Raw genomic sequence first — 17,406 nt, 5'->3', positions numbered from 1 at the left:
GATGACAGATCGCCTCGACCTGCTCTTGGCACAAGCCCCCGCTGGTAGCAGCGGGGCTTGCCTGTCGCGGTTGGGGCGAGAATTGCTCTCCCGGCTCGCGGCACGCCATGGCTTCGACTGCCCCCTGGATGGCTGGTCGCCCAGAGGAAGCGGCGCACCACGGCATCCATCCCTTCCCTCACCCTGGCAGGCGTGCCTGAGTCACCGTGACCGGCGCGTCGTCGCGGGGCTTGCCACCACCCCGGTCGGAATCGACCTCGAGCACGCACGATCTCGGCATACCTCGCGTCTCGCGTCTCTCGTCGATCTGCTGCCCGAGCCCGATGTACAACGCACTATCCTTGCCGCCACCCCTCCTCTCGATGCCTTCTACCGTGCCTGGACCTTGCACGAAGCGCTCTACAAGCTGGCAAGCCTGAACGAGGAGTCCCCCACCAGCATATTCGCAACCCGCCTGGAGCGACTTGCCCCGCGCGGGGATGTCCATGCGTGGCTGTGGCAGGCTAACGGCTGGACGCTGGCCATCACCTCTTATTCGAAAAGCCTGACGATTCATACCCTACCTGATATCTCGTTGACCAAGCATGAATGGGCGTGAGAAACGCCCCAGCAAGGAGTAGGATAAGAGCCTTCCATCCCTTTGGACTGACGCCGCTCGTTTCGGAAGATCGTGATTTTGCCAAGACACGTCATCGCAGCGCTGTTTTCACTATCCGTCATTGCCCCATCGGCGCTTGCCTTCGATCTCGAAGCGCTACGCTCCCAACTGTCCGAGCCTACCACCATTCAGGGGCAGTTCGAGCAACGTAGCTGGCTGGCCGATCAGGAAACGCGACTCTACAGCCAGGGGCGCTTTATCTACCAACGCGACCAGCGGGTGATTTGGCAACTACTCACCCCCGTGGACACCACCGTATCGTTCTACGCCGACATGACAGCTCCACGGGCATGGAACGCTGAGGAAGAAGAGGACGCGGCAGATATCATGGCGCTGGCCAACCGGTTCGCCTTCGCCCAACAACTGGTCGACCTGATCGGAGGCAACTGGCCGGCACTCTCACACTACTATCATATCAAGCTGAAGGGAGAGCCCGATGAGTGGCAGGTACAGCTCACCCCACTGGCTCCACCACTGGAAACCTGGCTCGGCACGCTGACCCTGGAAGGGGCGGAGTTACTCGAGCGAATCACGCTACTGGCCGCCAACGGCGATGAACTGACTGTCGAGTTCGAAAACCAGCGCACCTTGGTCGATGTCTCCTTGCAGACCTTTTTCAGTGAATGGTTCAAGCAACCTGGCGACGACACGGAAGAAAGCGAGACCGAAGATGAAGAAGAGGGGGACGCGGAGGAGGAGAAATAACCGTCCATGGTCATCGGGCTTCAGGTATCCCAGTGGCCTGCCGATAACCCCATATGCCTTTTCATTTTCTTGCGCTGGCCGTACCAGGAGTTCCAGGGATGCCATCCACCGCCGTCTGGATATTGATCATTGCCGTCACGCTCGCCATAGGAACGCTGGGAATCGCCGTCAGCGGACTAAGCTGGCCACTGGCGCCGGAACATCTGGCTCCCCTGGGGCTCTTCGTGCTGGCCCTGGCTGCCATCATGAGCCTGTTGATCATGTTGGTCGCGCTGATCGGTGGCCTGCGAGCCCAGCACAAGGCCCTGGCCACGAGCCTCGAGGCACAGAGCCGTCAACTTCGTGCAGTGGAAACGGCACAGCTCATGGAACGCTTCGTGCACCAAGCCGAAGCCCTGCTCGCCAAGGAGAGCCTGGACCCCAACAAGCGTAGCGTGCTGCGCTGTCTCGCCGTCGATGCCCTGCGTAAAAATACCGGTCGTGGCGACCCCAACATTGCGCGTTTGGGGCGCTTGTTCGAATGGTTGGCAAATGAAGCCGAGGAGGCCAAGGGCGATGCGACGCGCATGCGCCTGATCGAGCCGATTCTACGCCAGTATGCCGAACTCGCCAGCCAGCTCTGTCAGGTGGGAGAGTGCGAGGACGAGCGGCTGGCAGCCTTCCTGCGCCACCAGCCGCGTAGGCTCCCCATCGAAGAGGAAGGTTAGGTTCCCTAGCTCGGTACCACCGCTGTGACGGTAATCTCGACCTTCAGTTCATCGGCGGGCATCGGCGCACAGACACAGGTACGCGCGGGGGCATGGCCTTCCGGTACCCAGGTATCCCAAACCGCGTTCATGGCAGCAAAGTCCTCGCCATCCTTGAGGTAGATCGTCGCCGACAGCAGGCGCTCGCGGTCGGAACCGATCTCCTTGAGCAGGGCATCGAGGCGTGCCAACATGCTCTCGGTCTGGGCGGTAATGTCGCCGTACCGGGCCTCCGGGCCCGCCACCTGGCCACACAGATAGGCCACGCCATTGTGAATCACGGCACGGCTCATACGTGCCTGGGCATCATGTCGAATGATGGTCATGTAAGTTCCTTGTCTTCATTTACAAGTGGCTCAATCCGCACAATCGATGCATTTCAGCACCGTGGGATCCCACTCCAGTCGTTTGGCGGCAATCCATTCCCCACACTCGATACACTCACCGAAGTTGCCTTGCTCGATACGCAAGAGCGCGGCATCGATGCGTCGGACGGCCAGTTTCCGGCGCTCCTCCTCGGCCTTGGCCATGGCTTGGCCTTGCATGGCATCCATCCTCGACAAGCGGCCCACCGAGGTCTGGTCCAACTCCACAGTGCTACGCGCATCACGTGTGGACTCACTCGATTCGAGCAACTGAGCACGATTCTCGCGAAGCTTTTCGGCAATAGCGTCGATATCGAGTTCGGGATGATTCACCCTTTCCCCCTATGCACGGCAAATTCCGTGCGGCACCAAACACTCAACGCAACAATAGCACCGGCACCGTGGCCTTGCGCAACATGGCCGTAGTCGTGCTTCCGACCAGCAGGTGACGAATCCGCGAGTGGCCATAAGCCCCCATTACCAACAGATCGATGTCGTGCTCTTGCTGATAGGTACGCAGGCTTTCCTCGACTTCACCGGCACGAATCTCGCCATGCGCCTCGAAACCGGCATCGCTCAGAGTCCTCAGTGCCCAGTCGAGCTGGGAGCGCATATCCGCCACTTCGGCCCCGACCATCACCACATGCACGGCGATCTCCTTGAACAGCGGGCTCCTGGCGATCATCTCCACGCCCTTGCTCGTGGTCTTGCTGCCATCGAAAGCGATCATCACCCGCTGAGGTCGTTCGAAGGTCTCAGGCGCTACCAGGATCGGTCGGTGCAGGCTGCGTACCACCCGCTCCAGATTGGACCCCAGGTGTTCGCTGGCCTGATGCGCCGTCTCGCCACGCTTGCCGATCACCAACAGCCGAATGTCGTTTTCCAGCTCGGTGAGCGTTTCCACCAGTTCTCCGTTGCGCTGCCGGGTCCCCGGCTCGGTGACGCCATCCTCGATGGCACGCGACTTGGCGGCATCCAGCATCAACCGCCCCTGCTCCTGAGCCAGCTTGGCGCGTTTCTCGTCCAGTGACGCCAGTTCTTCCAGCAGATGCTCACGCGACCCCAGGCCGATGTTGCCGGATAGATCGGCTTCGGCTGTCTGCGGATGGTTGTCGACCACGTGCAAGAAGGTCAGTGGCGCACCGAGCGCCAAGCTGGCCCAGGCGGCGTAGTCGCATACCGCCGTCGAGAACTGCGACCCGTCGATGGCGGCCATCACTTGATCGGTCATCGTCATTTTCCTTGCTGGCGTTTATTTTCTTTGAAACCGGCGCTGGTATTCCGTTCTACAATATTGTGCCGGTACTGAACACCCTGCATCACTATGCCTCCCTCAACGATCAGTGGCCACCCATCAGCTTCTCGACGGCATCGGGCTTGTCGTGGATGGCGAAGCGATCGACGATGGTCGCGCTGGCCTCGTTGAGGCCGATGATCTCCACCTCGGTGCCCTCGCGTCGGAACTTGATCACCGCCCGATCCAAGGCCTCGACCGCGGTAATATCCCAGAAATGGGCGCGCGAGAGGTCGATGATGACCTTCTCGACGCTTTCCTTGAAGTCGAACGCGTCCATGAAGCGTGCCGAGGAAGCGAAGAACACCTGCCCCACCACCTGGTATTCGCGGCCCCGACCTTCCTCGATCTCGCGAGAGCCGATATAGAGGATGTTGCCGACCTTGTTGGCGAAGAACATCGCCGCCAGCAGTACCCCGACGAAGACGCCGATCGCCAGGTTATGAGTCGCCACCACCACGATCACCGTGGCCACCATGACGATATTGGTGCTCAGGGGGTGCTTCTTGAGGTCACGGATCGAGCTCCAGCTAAAGGTACCGATGGCGACCATGATCATCACCGCCACCAGGGCCGCCATTGGAATCTGCGACACCCAGTCGGAGAGGAACACCACCATCATCAACAGCACCACGCCGGCAATCAGCGATGACAGCCGGGTACGACCGCCGGACTTGATGTTGATCACCGACTGGCCGATCATCGCGCAGCCCGCCATACCTCCCAGCAGACCGGCACCGATATTGGCGATGCCCTGACCTTTGCATTCACGGTTCTTGTCGCTGCGCGTATCGGTCAGGTCGTCGACGATGGTGGCGGTCATCATCGACTCCAGCAGCCCCACCACGGTCAGCATCACCGAGGTTGGCAGAATGATCATCAGTGTCTCGAGGGTCAGCGGCACGTCCGGCCACAGGAACACCGGCAACGTATCGGGTAGCTCACCCATATCCCCCACGGTACGGATTTCCATGCCCGACACCATGTAGACGACGGTCAGCACCACGATGCAGACCAACGGCGACGGTACGCTCTTGCCGATCACCGGCAAATAGGGGAACAGGTAAATGATGGCCAATCCGGCAGCGGTCATGGCATAGACATGCCAGGTCACACCAGTCAGCTCGGGTAACTGGGCCATGAAGATCAGGATCGCCAGGGCATTGACGAACCCAGTGACCACCGAGCGCGACACGAAGCGCATCAGGTCGGCCAGCCTGAGGTAGCCGGCGGTGATTTGCAGCACCCCGGTCAAGAGCGTCGCGGCCAGCAGGTACTCCAGACCATGGTCGCGCACCAGAGTCACCATCAGCAGTGCCATGGCGCCAGTGGCCGCCGAGATCATGCCCGGTCGCCCGCCGGTGAAGGCGATGACGACAGCGATACAGAAGGAAGCGTAGAGGCCGACTTTGGGATCGACGCCGGCGATGATCGAGAAGGCGATGGCCTCCGGGATCAACGCCAGTGCCACCACGATGCCGGAGAGGGTGTCGCCCTTGAGATTGGAAAACCAGTCTTGCTTGATGGATCGTATCATTCTGCGGTCCAGTCGAGGGTCAAGTCATGCCCGAAGGCGCCAGGGGGGTGAAACGGCAACAGGGTGCGAGACTAACTCAGCTACGCTCCCACATGGGGAAGCAGGCATCGCCAGCCAGACATTCGGGTTGTTCGGTTAACCCGGTATTGCGCGACGACATCAGCTTGATGCCAGTCGGTGACGCTTCCATGAAGACCTTGCAGGAGGTCTCGGAACCGTTACCGCGAAGAGAGGGAGATACGCGCTAGGGCGGAGTGCACCCGGTCAGGGGCACGTGGTATGCAGTGTTACCAATCACGGTAAGTCGAATCCCGTTGCTCGTCTGAGGATAAATGCCGCTTTCGACTTTCGTCGTATCACGGTCTTAATCACGAGCGATGGATTCTATCAGGAAAGCCTCCCACCCGCATCCTCAAGTCTCAACCGACGCTCACGACGCCGTTCGATCAGCCCCTTTGCGAACAAGGTGCCCAGCACCAGAGCCCCACCGAACATGGCGATGGGGGCCGGCCGTTCGCCAAGGATCCACCATACCCACAGCGTTCCGACCACCACCTCCATCAGCATCAGCAGCCCCACGTCGGCGGCAGGCAAGTACAGGGGGCCTCGCTGGATCAGGGTGAACCCCAGAGGCAGCAGGCATAGACACAGCAGTACCAACAGGACGGCACTCTCCACTGGCGGCCAGGCCAGACCATGGGTGGCCCCGCCGACCAGCGCGGCCATGGACGCCACCAGCACGCCCGACAGGGTCAGCATAGGGCTCATGTCGATTCCCAGACGAGTACGACAGAGAGTGAAGTTGGCGGCCAGGGCCAAAGCCGCCAGCAACGCGAAGCCGTTGCCCAGCCAGGAACCGGTACCGGCATCATCGACCACGATCAGCGAGGTGCCCAGCATGCACAGGCCGATGGCAATCCAAGTACGCAGCGGCTGACGTTCACGCAGGAAGACCCGCGACAGCAGTGCTGCTATCAACGGCGCCCCGGCCAGGATCATCAGCACATTGCCGCCCTTGGTGTATTGATTGCCGAGTACGAACCCGAAGGTCGAAAAGCTGAATAGCACCGCCACGCCGATGCCGGTCCAGCCGCAACGCTGGTAAGCACTGAGAAAGTTCCGCCCGTTGCGCAGTGCGACGATGATCACGAAGCCCAACGCAGTAAGCAGCCCACGCCAGAGCAGTATCTGTGCATCAGGCAGCGCGATCAGCTTGATCAACAAGGCATCCGGAGAAATGATCAGCGCACCGCCAGCAGTCATCACTAGCCCTTGCTGGTGATGGGAAAGAACGGTCCGACTCACTCCTGAGAAGTACCCTGGTCACTCGCTCTCTTGGCTTGTCTCATGAACCGGAAAGCCTCCATGAGATCGATGGGCAATGGTACGACGATCGTCGAGGCGTTCTTGTTGCTCATGTCGTTCATGGTCTGCAAGTAGCGCAATTGCAAGGCCGCCGGGTTGGCCGACATGACATGGGCGGCCTCGACCAGCTTCTTGGAGGCCTGCAATTCGCCTTCGGCATGAATCACCTTGGCGCGCCGTTCGCGCTCGGCCTCGGCCTGGCGCGCGATGGCACGAATCATGCTTTCGTCAAGGTCGACATGCTTGATCTCGACGTTGGCGACCTTGATCCCCCAGCCTTCGGCCGAGGCATCGATGATCTCCTGGATATCATCGTTGAGCTTGTCGCGTTCGGAAAGCATCTCGTCGAGGTCGTGCTTGCCGAGTACCGAACGCAAGGTGGTCTGAGCCAACTGGCTGGTCGCGTTGACGAAATGCTCGACCTGGATGATGGCCTTTTCCGGATCGACCACCCGGAAGTACAGCACCGCATTGACCTTCACCGTGACGTTGTCCTTGGAAATCACGTCCTGTTCGGGAACGTCCATGGTGATCACGCGCAGATCGACCACCTCCATTTTCTGGATGGCGGGGATGACGATGAACAGCCCCGGCCCCTTGACGGCCTGGAAACGCCCCAGGAAGAACACCACACCGCGCCTGTACTCCGGCAGGATGCGGATCGAGGCCGCCAGAAACATCAGCACCAGGACTAGCGGTACGAGATAGGTAATCAACATGGCTCTCTACTCCTTGGCTTGCGATTGACTGCTCCGCGACGACGGTGACTCGCTGGATCGTGACGCCTCATCACAGGACGCGACTTCGACCGTCAGACCATCGATCCCGACCACGGTCAGTTCGTCTCCCTTGTGGACCTCCATAGAGGCATGCGCCTTCCATAGCTCGCCATGCAGTCTGACTCGACCGTCGCCCTGGAAGTCGCTGACCGCCACGGCACGCGAGCCGAGCAGCTCTTCCTGGCCGGTTCGCGGCTTGCGCTTGCGAAGCCCCATGAAGCGAGTCATGGTCCACAACATGAGTATCGCCGCCAGCAGGGCGATCCCCCCGATCATCGGAATGGAAATACTGAGATTTTCCGCGTCCATGAGAATCACCGAGCCAATGACGAATGCGATAATGCCGCCGATCCCCAGGATGCCAAAGCTGGGCATCAGCGCCTCCCCTACTATCAGGGCCATACCGGTCACGATCAACGCCAGCCCGGCGAAGTTGATCGGCAACACCTGAAAGGCGAACAACGCCAGCAACAGACAAATGATGCCGATAGTGCCGGGCACCAGGCTACCCGGGCTGGAAAGCTCGAAGATCAGGCCGTAGAAGCCGATGATCATCAGGAAGTAGGCCACGTTGGGATTGGTGATGACTGCCAGCAGCTTGGTGCGCCAGTCGGGATCGAAGCGTTCGATCGTCAGGTCCGCGGTTTGTAGCAGGTACTCACCGCGATCCATGACCACCTCGCGCCCATCGATCTGCGCCAGCAGATCGTTGATATCGCTGGCCACTACATCGATGACATTGCGCTCCAGTGCTTCGTTGGACGTCAGGTTGACGGCTTCTCGCACTGCGGCTTCGGCCCAGTCGGCGTTGCGGTCGTGGCGTTCGGCCAGGCTGCGGATATAGGAAACCGCATCTTCGAGCACCTTGCGCTCCATGGCGGTTTCCCCGCGCCGGGGTGACGCCTCGGGCTTGGCCTGCTCTTCGTCGCTAGCCTTCTCGTCGGCAGCCTGCTCGCCACCGTCATTGTTCCCCTCGCCCTGGGTGGTTTCCTCGCCAGACTCCTTGTCACTTCCACCACCGTCAGGTTCTTCATCACCCCCCCCAAAGGGTGACCCGCCGCCACCGCCTATCTGTACCGGCGTCGCCGAACCAAGATGCGTGGCAGGCGCCATCGCGGCGACATGACTGCCGTACATGAGGTAAGTGCCAGCACTAGCCGCTCGCGAGCCGCTGGGGGAAACGTAGATAGCCACAGGAACCGGTGACCCCAGCATGGCACTGATCATGTCGCGCATGGAGGCATCCAGTCCACCCGGCGTATTCATCTCTACGATGACGATCTCGGCATTGCGTTTCTCGGCTTCGCGGAGCCCGCGCGTGAAGTAATCGCTGATGGCGGGGCCGATGGCGCCGTCGATCGTCATCACCAAGGCGCTGCGCCGCTCGGCCTTCTGCGTATCCTCCTGTGCCCAGGATTGCCAAGCCAGCACCACCCCCAATACCAGGCATAGCAGACTGCAGACGGCAAGCACCTTGCCTCGGATACCGGTATCGGACGTGCCCATGTCAAGCTCCCTACGGCAATGGCCTTCGTTCTTTGTGATGCAAGCCCAGGAGGCTTAGTTCACTGCCCTGCGTCTCTCATTATGACCTCCCCACGTTCAGATCGGTGCTCCGCATGTCGGTCCTTGTCACGCTCCACGAGCCGGTCGACGGTCAGATGACATCATGCTCCCGTCCAATGGCGGCTTCGCCGTATGCCGTCAGGCTCCATTCATCGCTATATACCTCATAAAGATAGATAAGATTCGAGGTTTGACGATTTTCCTGTCGAAGGGTTGCCTTAAACGTAAAACGGGGGCGCTGCCTGAGCAGCGCCCCCTGCGTGCCCCCTGATACCTTGCAGGCCCACAAAGCCCTGACGTGATTACCGGGGTGGACGAACGTTCATGCCGCCCTTCGGGACAAGGTCTCCTCCAACTGCTTCGACCAGTTCGGCAGGTCGATCGGCAGTTGACCGATCACTTCCACGTCACGATTCTCGAACACATCGTCTTGCGATGCCTGCAGGCGTTCGATCTCGCGATCCCGGTGCGCCAACAATACCTCCAGATAAGGGCGATAGCAGCGCAGCATGGCCGTGACCCAACGGTTGACCGGCCAAGACGGCCAGGCATGGTCGATCTCGAAGGCATCGGCCAACGCCAGTGTCTTGTCGGCGCGGCGCCATTTCTCCCCCGTCACCCAGCGATTGGTGGTAAACAGCCCGATCGGCAGCCCCCAAGGATCCATCGAGATGGCGATCAGGTGAGTGGGTGTCTTGACCTTGCCCTGCTGATTGTCCCTGGCAGGACGATTGAATAGATGAAAGTGCCCATGCTCGCCTTCGCGGTGGGCATGATAATAGTACTGGCTGCCGGTATCGCGGTCGTAGACGTCACCGTCGGGATAATGGTTGAACTGTACGAATTTGCCCTGCCCCTTGAGGATCTCACCAACCAGGTTGAGGCCGACTTTTTTCAATACCCGCTGGCATTCCAGAGCCTCCCTTGCAGCCTCTGCCATGGCTTGCAATTGTTCCCGGGAATAACTCTCGAGGCTTGGGGTCGAAATAGGTTCACCGATGGCAAACGCTTCGAGTGAAGACATGAGTATCTCCTGCCTAGGAGTCCACCACACACGCCCCAGCGGGCATGGGCTTCCCCATACCCGCCATTGCGGCAATCACCGAAGGGTGCGTGTTATAGGCTATGAGGCTCTCCAGCTTCGCGCCGCTGCAATTCCACAGTGTAGGCGGAGAGTGCCGCCAACTCATCCGAATCCCAGGCCAAAGGGTCTGCTGCCATCGGAGTGATCATGCATATCTGGACCATCTCGTCGGCATGTACCACCTCCATACCATAGAGGTTTTGGCCCATGGCAACTCGGTGGGGAAACGCCTGGCCGAAAGTGGCTTGATAGCCCTGATCGCCATCGGCCCCATGGCAACTTGAGCAGGACATGCCATTGGTGCTCAGACTCGTATCCTGGAACAGATCCTTGCCTTGAGCGATCAAGGCTTCGGGATTTTCATCGGACTCGCTGTATCCCGGAGTGTAGCCTTCGGGACGCTTGACCGCGCAGGGGTTCTTACCTTCCGCCGCGCATGGACTGCACGCACCACAGGCGGCGGCGCAGGGATTCTTCTCGGCACAGGGATTGGCCCCGGCACATGGATTCTTCCCAGCGCAGGGGTTGGCTCCACAACAAGTCTGCATCACGGCGCAAGGGTTGGCTCCGGCGCAGGGATTGGGTGCGTCACTGTTTGCCACCGACTGTAGCGCGACTCCGCCCATCGATATGGTCAACAATGTCCCTGCCAGCGTGCACGCCACCTTGCCGGTACAGGGGAAGCGTTTTTTGAATGTCATAACTCTCGCTCCGTTGTTGTCAGGAAGACGCCCCTACAGCGCAGGGATTCTTCTCGGCACAGGGATTGGCTCCAGCACACGGGTTCTTCTCGGCACAGGGGTTGGCACCACAAGGGCTGCAGGCACCACAGCCGTTCGCCTCACAAGGGTACTCCTCGGCACACGGATTCTTTTCAGCGCACGGATTCGTCTCGGCACAGGGGTTGGCCCCGGCACATGGATTCTTCCCAGCGCAGGGGTTGGCTCCACAACAAGTCTGCATCACGGCACACGGGTTGGCTCCGGCACAAGGGTTGTCGCCACTGGATGCCGCCGCCTGTAGCGCGACCCCGCCCATCGATATGGTCAGCAAGGCCCCCGCCAGCGTACATGTCATCTTGCTGGTACAAGAGAAAGGAAAGCGTTTCTTGAATATCATGGCTCTCGCTCCATCGTTTGTTGTGAGGAAAAAGTCGTCAGGGAAAGACGCCTCACCGTTGCGCGTCGCTCTTTGGTAGAAAGCAACGGGGATGTCTTACACTCTCCACCTCCCCCGCTTAGCATATTTTAATATATATTTATTACAAATTTGAATATAGCGCGCAACGTATTGATCGAACGGGGACGCTTAATCCGGGATGACGAGACGCTCTTCCTCCGTCCAGCTCAGGGCATAAGGCGTGAAACCGGCTTCCAATATTGGCTTGACGATCAGGAAATAGGGAGAAAAGTCGAAATCTCTTGGCGTGAACAGCGTATAGTGCCGCTTTTTCAGCACCCTTCTTCGGCAACCCTGGCAAAGTGATTCATCGTCTTTCCAGACATGCTCGGGAAGAATGGGATAGTCGATAGCTTGAAACGCCTGGGCAATCAATGTCGAGCATATCGCTCGCGTCGGCTCACCGCTGCCCAACCCCAACATTCGTCGCCGCCAGCGACTCGGCACGGGAGGAATAGGCAGCAGATAACGAGCCAAATCGAAGATATTACACAAGTCATATTGATAGCCAACACGCTGACACATGAATTCAACCACTGCTTCGATATCTTCCTGTCGCAGCCCCACCGGTCGACAGATACGCAGGTTATAGCCTCTGAATTCGTCAAAACCGACAACCCTGACTCCTTCCACGACATCCGCTTCGACGAATTCATCACTGCAACCGTGTAGAGAACCACCTGCCCTGCCCTTACCGACATAAAGCGCGGCATGCGACCAGGAAGATTGGGTCAGATATTTGATCGCCGTGCTGATTCTTGATGTACCTTCAACCAAGAGTACGTCTCCCGGGCGCAAGCACCTCATCAAACTATCGGGCTGATAGTTTAGCAACATTTCATATTGCGGCCTCGGACATGTCAGCCAACAGCCAAGGCGGTACCCTATGTGGTGCAGTAGCGAGTTCATGTTCGCTACTCCTATTTCAAGAGCTATGGTATACGATCATTCACCATCAGCTCTCCTATTTGTATCAAGGGTTCGACATCGGTGAATCTGGGAATATCTTCGAACAATTCATTCCCAACTTCATCGATCGCTTTATTGAATTCCTCCTTGGCTTCGAACCCAATGTGTGTCACAAGGAAAAAGGGGGAGTCGCGCTCGATACCCTTGACCACTCGAATGAATTTCAACCCATAGTCACCGAGCAAACGAGCGACCAAGGGTGTGTGATGATCCAAGTAGTAGTCCTCATCGAACGTCATCCCATCCCTGTTCGGATACATCACCAGAATGTCTATCATCGCCGCCACCTTTTCTTGTCGTCCTCTAGACACGAGCATTCCACGGCCTGTCCTCGTCATCTCTTTGTCTTGGTAATCAGCGGATCCTTACTGACCTTCGTACCGGAAAAATCAACAGGGGAAGGCAGGGTCGGTGTAAGCTTTTTGTCATCGGCACGACTAAATGGATTTCGCTGGGACTCGATATGACCAATTCCTCCCTCATCAGCATCATCATTCCGACCTTGAACGAAGCCGAGCGCATCGAAGCCCAGCTAGCCGGCTTGCAAGCGCTCGGAGATGACAGGATTGAAATCATCGTCGTCGATGGTGGAAGCCGCGATGATACCCCCACGCTTGCCGCCCCCCTGGCATCTCATGTCATATCCAGCAACCCCGGGCGCGCGGTACAAATGAATTGCGCAGCCCAGGCCAGCCAAGGCGACATCCTGCTGTTCTTGCATGCCGATAGCCGCTTGCCCGATGGCTCGATTGACGAGATCCAACAGGCATTGTCCGATGATTACGAATGGGGAAGGTTCAATATCCGGCTCCAAGGACACCACCCAATGCTCAAGGTCATCGCGCTGGCCATGAACGTTCGCTCACGGCTCAGCGGTATCGCCACGGGCGATCAGGCGCTTTTCATGACGCGCCGCGCCTTCGAGGCCGTGGGTGGCTTTCCGGAACAGCCGCTGATGGAAGATATCGAGATCTCGAAGCGCTTGAAACGACTATCACGCCCGGCTTGCCTGCGCGCGCACGTGGTCAGTTCCGCTCGGCGCTGGGAGCGTCACGGCCTGTGGTCCACCATATGGCTGATGTGGTGTCTGCGTTACCGGTACTGGCGCGGCGCCGATAGCCAACAACTGGCCAAGGAGTACCGGCATGCACGATAGAAGGCACGATGACCGCCATACGCCGAGGGATTTCCCACTCGCCATCCTGGCCAAGGCACCGGTGCCAGGGCGCGTCAAGACACGCTTGATTCCACACCTCGGAGAGCAAGGCGCCGCCCAACTGCACGAACGCCTACTACGCCATACACTGGCTGTTGCCCTCGAGGCGACCTCAGCGCACCACATCGTGCTGTGGACAGCCTTGGACCATTCGCATCCGTTGTTTCTGGAGTTGGCGGAGCATCACGGCATTGCGTTACATCCTCAGCCCGAAGGTGACCTGGGTATGCGCATGCACTACGCCCTGCTCTCCATGCCGGGACCCGGTCTCGTCATTGGCTGTGATTGCCCAGTGCTGTCACCTACCCTGTTGTCTCAATGCTGGAGTGCTCTGCAAAACGCCGATGCCGTGTTTCTTCCGGCGGAAGATGGTGGCTATGCACTGGTCGGTACGCATCATTCCCACATTCGTCTCTTCGAGCATATAGATTGGGGAACCGAACGTGTCATGTCCCAGACCCGTCGACGCGCCGAGGAACTGGGCTGGAACATCGTTTGCCCTGCCGAGGTATGGGACATCGATCGCCCGGAAGATATCGAGCGCTGGGAGCTGTCATGCAAAGAGCCGCCAAGCGACTATGCTTGACGGCCCTTAACTAAAACAAAACACAATTAAAATATTATAGTCCTGACACTATATCGATTATTGGTTTGTATTCTATCACTCATCTCCTGACCTTCCACCTCCAGAATATAACGGCCCGGCCGCAAGGTTTCGTCAATCACAAAGTTCCCATCACGCTGCCTGGCAGTACTTACCACATTATTATCCTGATCCAATAAACACGCCTTTATTATCATATTAACACCTATGGACCCCCAACTTTCACTACTTATTCTAATCCGTGTTGGCGAATCAACATTCAGTAAGTAGCGGTCCACGTATGACGTAGGAACAAGTCGAAGGCTTGAAGCACCATTATGCGGTAGTTCTGGCGTTGACATTGCCAGCGCATAGTCCACGCCACCAAGACCAAGCATCAATGCAACAGAAAGACTGATCACAAGGTTCGAGCGGTTCATGGCATTTCCCCTTCATCTTTCAATCAGCGAAAACCCACGTCCTTCTGGAATTCTCACATCACCACATGGCCCGATATGGGTCATCCCCCAACGACTCCATATTGCTTAGTAGAAAAAGTGACGCATTCATTACACATGTCTCTCATTTTCATATAAAAAAACAGTCCAAGACATAACATAATATTTTTAGCTATAGGTGTAAGGCATCTCCCTCATGACACGACAAAATCATTGCAAACCACTTGACCTTTAACACCAGATGTTCATCATGACCCATTGAACCCAGATGGAAGTCATGAGATGTCGGGATCAGAGAGTGAAGAGAAGAACGAGAGGATGCAGCGCCTCAGTGCGGTCAGGCCACGATTGGTATCGTTTGCCCGCCTACAGCTCCGAGACCTCGCTCAGGCCGAAGATGCCGTTCAGGAAGCGCTTGCCGCCGCCATTGAAAAGGATGAAAGCTTCTCCGGCCGCTCGGGTTACGAGACCTGGGTCTTCGGCATCCTCAAGTACAAGATACTCGACGCCTTGCGCGCCCAACGACGCGATGGCAGATGGCAACCTCTCGAGCACGAACTGGATGAAGATGCTATCGACAGGCTGTTTCAGCAGAACGGGAGATGGCAGGAAGAGGCTAAGCCTGCCAGTTGGGGAGACCCTGAAGCGGCCTTCCTCAATGAGCGCTTTTGGCAAGTATTCGATACCTGCATGATCGCCCTTCCGGACAATATCGCCCGGGTATTTTCGATGAGGGAACTGATGGGACTGACCACCGAGGAAATCTGCAGGGAGGCAGGTATCAAGGAGAACAACTGCTGGGTCATCCTGCATCGTGCCAGGCTCCGCTTACGTGCCTGCATCGAACGCGGCTGGCTGTCGGAGGAGAACTGATGTTCAAGATGATGATGTGCAAAGAAGCCACTCGGTTGATGTCCAAACGTCTGGATGCCCCCTTGAGTTTCCAGGAGAAACTTTCACTGAAGCTGCACCTCGCCATGTGTGATGCGTGCACGGAATGCAACAAGCAGTTTACCTTGCTGCATGAAGTGGGACACAGATTCGAAGTATTCGTGAGCGATACTCCCGACAACGGGGGAGGTGCTCACAACGAGTGACATGGCGAGATAACGAACATCACCACATAATCGCCCTCGTAACGCGATATTCGCCTCCAAACCAAGCGAGAGAGGCGACTCAAGCCAGCGATCTTGACAGCCCCCACAACCCCACCAGTAGCAATACGATGGCAGCGGGGATCAAGACCGGGGCGATACCGGCAACGGCACCGGCAATCGGCAGCCCCAACCAGATCAACACCAGCGGTGCGCAACAGGCGCCACCAGCGAGCAGTGCTGGAATCGCAGCGAAGAAACCAGCACTAGCCCCCCGCGTCCGGCAAACGCGCGGTGCCCGCCAAGCCAGCCAGCCGGCCGCCAGATTCAGCCCCACCAGTGTTCCCATGATAAGCGCCAGAAAGGCATTGATCGGACTGAAGGTCCACACCAGCGGCCCCAAAGCGATCAGACCGATCGGTTCGAACTGGAACGGTGCACGCCATTCGAACACGCGTTCCCAGGCCGGAAAGCTGGCATGCACGCCACTGCCGCCCCCGGCGATATCGCCGCTCAGCCACAGGTACAGCAAGGCATAGCCAATCGCGACCACGCCAATGACGGCTCGCGTGCCAGGATGCTCCAGCAAAGTGGCCGATAATGCCAACATGGCCTTCATGGCGCCCCCCGTCCTTCGTATACGGTGGTCTCCGGATAGAAGGCCGCCCAGGCGAACCACATGGCCTCGAAGGCGTTGACCGTCTCCAGGTTCTCGAGCCCGGCACCGCTGACGCCTTCAGCACCAAAGGTCAGGTTCGATGCCTCGATGTCGATATCGTCGGGATTGCGGAACACCCAACCGGTATCCAGCCCCGGATCATGTACCACGGTATACTGGCTGCCATTCAGAGAAACGTCGACTACCTCCTCCTCGCGTAAGGCATCCTTGTCGATGGCGATAGCCCCATCCGAAGTGCGCACCCCCAGGACCATCGTCTTGGGTGGATAGCGCGCGTCACGGGTCATGACCGGAAAGAGCCGGCGACTATCGGGATGGTAATACCCCGATAGGGGGCGATAACTACCATAGGGATCACGTCGATAATTACGCACATAGCCGGTCTGGTCGGTAAGCACCTGAGTATCGGGATGACGTGCCTTCCACTGCCCCCAAGTGGTCCAGAACACACGGAATTCCTTGAGCCCTTGCCCGCTCAGGGGGCCATCGATGGCCACCCCGAGAATCTGCGGCCATTCACTATCGGTGGCACGGTCGTACATCACCAGGTTGCTGTTGACCAGATTTCCCGACACCCCCAGCTCAGTGTCGCCCCGGGCGAAGCCCAGCGCCGTCCCAGTCAACGGGCAATAGGTGATGCTGACCGGCTCGCCGGCGAATTCGTCATTGACGATCTCGTGCCAGACCAGGATCCGCTGCGGATAGGCACGGGCTTCGCCATGGCGATAGACACCAATCACGATATCCTCGTCATCGAGGAAGCCATCGGCCTGCTCGGCGGACTGGAAGCGCGGCCTGTCGATGGAGGGAATCCCATCCTTTCCGGGACCGCCAGACCGCACCGCCGAGCGGAACGCCTCCAGCGAATAGGCGATGGGCACTTGCGGCGGGTCGACCACCGGTGGGCTGGCCAGTGCCGAGGACAGGGGCAACAACAATACTGCCAAGGGCAAGGAAACCTTGAAAGCACTCAGGGATGGCATGCGACACCTCACGGCAGTAACCTTCAGGCACGTCACTTTATTCGTCGCCACGCCGCTTCGTTCCTTACACGACTCTCCGGTCGCGGTCGTTACCTGCCCGCCCCCTTGACTCCGTACCACGGTACGGCCCCTACTTTGATCAGAGC

At 58.5% G+C, this 17,406-nt stretch carries 21 protein-coding genes; 7 read left to right on the top strand and 14 right to left on the bottom strand.

What is annotated here, in order from left to right; genetic code table 11:
- The first annotated feature begins 1 nt into the window (after position 1).
- From IE093_RS06275 to IE093_RS06265, 3 genes are all read left to right on the top strand, one after another.
- The gene (locus tag IE093_RS06275; RefSeq protein WP_189467289.1) at positions 2 to 598 is read left to right on the top strand and encodes a 4'-phosphopantetheinyl transferase superfamily protein; all 597 of its coding nucleotides are present in this window, start codon (positions 2 to 4) and stop codon (positions 596 to 598) included.
- A 72-nt stretch (positions 599 to 670) separates the two neighbouring features.
- Positions 671 to 1,363, top strand: coding sequence for a LolA family protein (locus tag IE093_RS06270; RefSeq protein WP_189467287.1), 693 nt, complete (start codon positions 671 to 673; stop codon positions 1,361 to 1,363).
- Positions 1,364 to 1,461: 98 nt separating this feature from the next.
- Positions 1,462 to 2,070, top strand: coding sequence for a hypothetical protein (locus IE093_RS06265; RefSeq protein ID WP_189467285.1), 609 nt, complete (start codon positions 1,462 to 1,464; stop codon positions 2,068 to 2,070).
- A 5-nt stretch (positions 2,071 to 2,075) separates the two neighbouring features.
- Here IE093_RS06265 and IE093_RS06260 read toward each other — a convergent pair whose 3' ends face one another.
- From IE093_RS06260 to IE093_RS06210, 11 genes are all read right to left on the bottom strand, one after another.
- Positions 2,076 to 2,435, bottom strand: coding sequence for a RidA family protein (locus IE093_RS06260; RefSeq protein ID WP_189467283.1), 360 nt, complete (start codon positions 2,433 to 2,435; stop codon positions 2,076 to 2,078).
- Between the two features lie 30 nt (positions 2,436 to 2,465).
- Entirely contained in the window at positions 2,466 to 2,807 is a 342-nt protein-coding gene (locus IE093_RS06255; protein WP_189467281.1) for a TraR/DksA family transcriptional regulator, read from the bottom strand.
- A gap of 43 nt (positions 2,808 to 2,850) precedes the next feature.
- Positions 2,851 to 3,705 carry a universal stress protein gene (locus IE093_RS06250; RefSeq protein ID WP_189467279.1) on the bottom strand — a complete coding sequence of 285 codons (855 nt, stop codon included), beginning with the start codon at positions 3,703 to 3,705 and terminating at the stop codon, positions 2,851 to 2,853.
- Between the two features lie 109 nt (positions 3,706 to 3,814).
- A complete protein-coding gene (locus tag IE093_RS06245) occupies positions 3,815 to 5,305 on the bottom strand; it encodes a SulP family inorganic anion transporter (protein WP_189467277.1) in 1,491 nt (496 codons plus the stop codon).
- A gap of 387 nt (positions 5,306 to 5,692) precedes the next feature.
- A complete protein-coding gene (locus IE093_RS06240; protein ID WP_229803302.1) occupies positions 5,693 to 6,610 on the bottom strand; it encodes a DMT family transporter in 918 nt (305 codons plus the stop codon).
- Positions 6,607 to 7,389: a slipin family protein gene (locus tag IE093_RS06235; RefSeq protein ID WP_189467275.1), complete on the bottom strand. Its 783-nt coding sequence runs from the start codon at positions 7,387 to 7,389 to the stop codon at positions 6,607 to 6,609. Before IE093_RS06235 ends, IE093_RS06240 begins: the two co-directional genes overlap by 4 nt.
- Positions 7,390 to 7,395: 6 nt before the next feature.
- Positions 7,396 to 8,955 (bottom strand): NfeD family protein, encoded by a 1,560-nt coding sequence (locus IE093_RS06230; protein WP_189467273.1) that lies wholly within the window; start codon positions 8,953 to 8,955, stop codon positions 7,396 to 7,398.
- Positions 8,956 to 9,337: 382 nt separating this feature from the next.
- Positions 9,338 to 10,039 carry a DUF6969 family protein gene (locus IE093_RS06225; protein ID WP_189467271.1) on the bottom strand — a complete coding sequence of 234 codons (702 nt, stop codon included), beginning with the start codon at positions 10,037 to 10,039 and terminating at the stop codon, positions 9,338 to 9,340.
- Positions 10,040 to 10,131: 92 nt separating this feature from the next.
- Positions 10,132 to 10,800, bottom strand: coding sequence for a cytochrome C peroxidase (locus IE093_RS06220; protein WP_189467561.1), 669 nt, complete (start codon positions 10,798 to 10,800; stop codon positions 10,132 to 10,134).
- A 607-nt stretch (positions 10,801 to 11,407) separates the two neighbouring features.
- Complete coding sequence (locus tag IE093_RS06215; RefSeq protein WP_189467269.1) at positions 11,408 to 12,187, bottom strand: YiiX/YebB-like N1pC/P60 family cysteine hydrolase; 780 nt, start codon at positions 12,185 to 12,187, stop codon at positions 11,408 to 11,410.
- Between the two features lie 23 nt (positions 12,188 to 12,210).
- Complete coding sequence (locus IE093_RS06210) at positions 12,211 to 12,525, bottom strand: EthD family reductase (protein ID WP_189467267.1); 315 nt, start codon at positions 12,523 to 12,525, stop codon at positions 12,211 to 12,213.
- A 185-nt stretch (positions 12,526 to 12,710) separates the two neighbouring features.
- Between IE093_RS06210 and IE093_RS06205 the strand changes: the two genes are divergently transcribed.
- Together IE093_RS06205 and IE093_RS06200 are read left to right on the top strand one after the other, a co-directional pair.
- On the top strand, positions 12,711 to 13,403 hold the full coding sequence (locus IE093_RS06205; protein WP_189467265.1) for a TIGR04283 family arsenosugar biosynthesis glycosyltransferase: 693 nt from the start codon (positions 12,711 to 12,713) through the stop codon (positions 13,401 to 13,403).
- Positions 13,393 to 14,049, top strand: coding sequence for a TIGR04282 family arsenosugar biosynthesis glycosyltransferase (locus tag IE093_RS06200; RefSeq protein ID WP_189467263.1), 657 nt, complete (start codon positions 13,393 to 13,395; stop codon positions 14,047 to 14,049). The genes IE093_RS06205 and IE093_RS06200 overlap by 11 nt, the downstream gene beginning before the upstream one ends.
- 26 nt (positions 14,050 to 14,075) lie before the next feature.
- Here the strand turns inward: IE093_RS06200 and IE093_RS06195 are convergent, their stop codons facing one another.
- Positions 14,076 to 14,486 (bottom strand): hypothetical protein, encoded by a 411-nt coding sequence (locus tag IE093_RS06195; RefSeq protein ID WP_189467255.1) that lies wholly within the window; start codon positions 14,484 to 14,486, stop codon positions 14,076 to 14,078.
- 300 nt (positions 14,487 to 14,786) lie between these two features.
- On the opposite strand from IE093_RS06195, the gene IE093_RS06190 reads away from it, so the two are divergent.
- Both IE093_RS06190 and IE093_RS06185 read left to right on the top strand, forming a co-directional pair.
- The gene (locus IE093_RS06190; protein ID WP_189467243.1) at positions 14,787 to 15,377 is read left to right on the top strand and encodes a sigma-70 family RNA polymerase sigma factor; all 591 of its coding nucleotides are present in this window, start codon (positions 14,787 to 14,789) and stop codon (positions 15,375 to 15,377) included.
- Positions 15,377 to 15,601 carry a zf-HC2 domain-containing protein gene (locus IE093_RS06185; protein ID WP_229803298.1) on the top strand — a complete coding sequence of 75 codons (225 nt, stop codon included), beginning with the start codon at positions 15,377 to 15,379 and terminating at the stop codon, positions 15,599 to 15,601. Before IE093_RS06190 ends, IE093_RS06185 begins: the two co-directional genes overlap by 1 nt.
- Positions 15,602 to 15,680: 79 nt before the next feature.
- On the opposite strand, the gene IE093_RS06180 is transcribed toward IE093_RS06185, so the two are convergent.
- Together IE093_RS06180 and IE093_RS06175 are read right to left on the bottom strand one after the other, a co-directional pair.
- Complete coding sequence (locus IE093_RS06180; protein WP_189467241.1) at positions 15,681 to 16,217, bottom strand: hypothetical protein; 537 nt, start codon at positions 16,215 to 16,217, stop codon at positions 15,681 to 15,683.
- Positions 16,214 to 17,260 carry a DUF3179 domain-containing protein gene (locus IE093_RS06175; protein WP_189467239.1) on the bottom strand — a complete coding sequence of 349 codons (1,047 nt, stop codon included), beginning with the start codon at positions 17,258 to 17,260 and terminating at the stop codon, positions 16,214 to 16,216. Before IE093_RS06175 ends, IE093_RS06180 begins: the two co-directional genes overlap by 4 nt.
- Between the last annotated feature and the right edge of the window lie 146 nt (positions 17,261 to 17,406).

The organism is Litchfieldella qijiaojingensis (assembly GCF_014651875.1).
GTDB classification, from domain to species: Bacteria; Pseudomonadota; Gammaproteobacteria; order Pseudomonadales; family Halomonadaceae; genus Litchfieldella; species Litchfieldella qijiaojingensis.
The sequence above is the reverse complement of the archived record's forward strand: the minus strand, read 5'-3'. Positions and strand labels throughout refer to the sequence as shown.

Bases quoted from the DNA above. Each gene is read 5' to 3' on its own strand.
- IE093_RS06200 (WP_189467263.1), top strand. From the start codon at position 13,393: ATGCACGATAGAAGGCACGATGACCGCCATACGCCGAGGGATTTCCCA.
- IE093_RS06185 (WP_229803298.1), top strand. From the start codon at position 15,377: ATGTTCAAGATGATGATGTGCAAAGAAGCCACTCGGTTGATGTCCAAA.
- IE093_RS06275 (WP_189467289.1), top strand. From the start codon at position 2: ATGACAGATCGCCTCGACCTGCTCTTGGCACAAGCCCCCGCTGGTAGC.
- IE093_RS06220 (WP_189467561.1), bottom strand. From the start codon at position 10,800: ATGACATTCAAAAAACGCTTCCCCTGTACCGGCAAGGTGGCGTGCACG.
- IE093_RS06205 (WP_189467265.1), top strand. From the start codon at position 12,711: ATGACCAATTCCTCCCTCATCAGCATCATCATTCCGACCTTGAACGAA.
- IE093_RS06235 (WP_189467275.1), bottom strand. From the start codon at position 7,389: ATGTTGATTACCTATCTCGTACCGCTAGTCCTGGTGCTGATGTTTCTG.
- IE093_RS06225 (WP_189467271.1), bottom strand. From the start codon at position 10,039: ATGTCTTCACTCGAAGCGTTTGCCATCGGTGAACCTATTTCGACCCCA.
- IE093_RS06245 (WP_189467277.1), bottom strand. From the start codon at position 5,305: ATGATACGATCCATCAAGCAAGACTGGTTTTCCAATCTCAAGGGCGAC.
- IE093_RS06175 (WP_189467239.1), bottom strand. From the start codon at position 17,260: ATGCCATCCCTGAGTGCTTTCAAGGTTTCCTTGCCCTTGGCAGTATTG.
- IE093_RS06230 (WP_189467273.1), bottom strand. From the start codon at position 8,955: ATGGGCACGTCCGATACCGGTATCCGAGGCAAGGTGCTTGCCGTCTGC.
- IE093_RS06215 (WP_189467269.1), bottom strand. From the start codon at position 12,187: ATGAACTCGCTACTGCACCACATAGGGTACCGCCTTGGCTGTTGGCTG.
- IE093_RS06265 (WP_189467285.1), top strand. From the start codon at position 1,462: ATGCCATCCACCGCCGTCTGGATATTGATCATTGCCGTCACGCTCGCC.
- IE093_RS06210 (WP_189467267.1), bottom strand. From the start codon at position 12,525: ATGATAGACATTCTGGTGATGTATCCGAACAGGGATGGGATGACGTTC.
- IE093_RS06250 (WP_189467279.1), bottom strand. From the start codon at position 3,705: ATGACCGATCAAGTGATGGCCGCCATCGACGGGTCGCAGTTCTCGACG.
- IE093_RS06190 (WP_189467243.1), top strand. From the start codon at position 14,787: ATGTCGGGATCAGAGAGTGAAGAGAAGAACGAGAGGATGCAGCGCCTC.
- IE093_RS06180 (WP_189467241.1), bottom strand. From the start codon at position 16,217: ATGAAGGCCATGTTGGCATTATCGGCCACTTTGCTGGAGCATCCTGGC.
- IE093_RS06195 (WP_189467255.1), bottom strand. From the start codon at position 14,486: ATGAACCGCTCGAACCTTGTGATCAGTCTTTCTGTTGCATTGATGCTT.
- IE093_RS06260 (WP_189467283.1), bottom strand. From the start codon at position 2,435: ATGACCATCATTCGACATGATGCCCAGGCACGTATGAGCCGTGCCGTG.